General features: G+C 62.9%; 2 pseudogenes. One reads left to right on the forward strand and one right to left on the reverse strand.

Annotated features, from left to right (window positions below):
• Positions 1–354: pseudogene (locus tag AC1DIO_RS35240) on the reverse strand (transposase); the annotation flags it as partial.
• Positions 355–417: 63 nt separating this feature from the next.
• On the opposite strand from AC1DIO_RS35240, the pseudogene AC1DIO_RS35245 reads away from it, so the two are divergent.
• A pseudogene (locus tag AC1DIO_RS35245) lies at positions 418–1,515 on the forward strand (transposase); the annotation flags it as partial.
• Positions 1,516–1,659 lie beyond the last annotated feature (144 nt).

The raw sequence follows: 1,659 nt of genomic DNA on the forward strand, positions 1-1,659 counted from the left end.
GCGCAAGACGAGATAGATCAGCTTGGTTGCGGCTTCGTCGGTCGGAAAATGGCCTCGGATTTTGACCGCTCGCCGGAGCTTTGCGTTCAAGGCTTCGATCGCATTTGTTGTGTAGACGATTTTGCGGACGGCCTCGGGGAACGCGAAGATCGGGATGACGCGATCCCAGTTGCGGCGCCAGGCCTGGGCTATTGCCGGGTATTTTCGCCCCCAGAAGCCGGCATCGAAGGCCTCGAGCGCGGCTTTGCCGGCCTCGGCGTCTGTGGCCCGGTAGATCATGCGCAGCGCGGGCACGACGGGTTTTCGATCCTTCCAGGAGACGAATTCCAGCGAGTGCCGGATCAGGTGCACGATGGGGTCGTTGAAAAACCTGCCTTCGCGTGATTCTCTTGATCCTGATCGGGATTGGGGGCCGGCATGCTGGGTCGCAAGGAACGGGACCAACTGGAGCTGTTCATTTCGGGCACGCTCCGCCAGCTTATTCCTGACGAACATATTCTGGTCCGGGTTGACGGCGTGCTCGATCTTTCCTGGCTCCGAAACGAGCTCTCCGATCTGTACTGCCTCGACATTGGCCGGCCGGGCATCGACCCTGAAGTTGCTGTCCGCCTGATGCTGGCGGGGTTCCTGCTCGGCATCGTTCATGACCGTCGCCTGATGCGCGAGGCTGCGGTCAACATCGCGATCCGCTGGTTCGTCGGCTACGGCCTTCATGAACCGCTGCCCGACCACTCGTCATTGACGCGCATTCGCCAGCGTTGGGGCGCAGAACGCTTCCGCCGGATCTTCGAACGCTCGGTCCAGGCTTGCATTGCAGCCAGGATCGCAACCGGCGAAGTCGTCCATCTCGACGCCTCGCTGATCCGCGCCCATGTCAGTTGGGATGCACTCGCCGTCCGCCATGTCGAAGCTGTCGCGGAGGCAAACAGCGACGACGACGCCCTTCGCGAGAGCCGACAGAGTGGCAAGTTCAAGAAGGTGTGCGTGACCGATCCCGACGCCACCATGGCGACCAACGGCCGGAACCGCCGGCTCGAGCCGGCCTATAAGCAACATACTGCCGTCGACGATATCGCTGGCGTCATTGTCGACGTCGAAGTCGCGACGGGCGAGCAGAACGAGGGCATGGCGGTCGCCGAGCGCCTCGATGCGGTGGCCGCGACAGCCGGTAGGGCGATGACGATCGCGACGATGGACGCCGGATACGCCTATGCGAAGGTCTTCCGGGCCCTGGAGGATCGCCAGATCGAGGGGATCGTTCCGGCCAAGGCCGAACCACCCCCAGGCAAGGTCATTCCCACGCGGCGGTTCAAATTCGATGCCTTGCATAATCTGGCCCGCTGCCCGCGTGGCAAGATCCTGCGCCCCAAGGGCAAACTCCATCGCGGGGCGTTCCAGTATTTTCACGCCAGTGCCAGAGATTGCGGCCCTTGCCCGCTACGGGCGCGCGGTGTCAGCCCCTCGCGCCATGCMCGTGTCGTCGTCTTCAATGTCAACCACCCGTCTCTGCTGCGGATACCGACGAAGCCGGCCATGCATTCCAATCTCAAGCCGGCCGGGTATTCCGATCTGAAGCCGGCCACCCTTGGCGTCATTCGCATGGGTCTACGGGATGATGTTTTGCGGTTCGGCGGAGGTCAAGCGGCTGGCTGAGCGATC

This window comes from Allobosea sp. 05T439, from assembly GCF_056396005.1.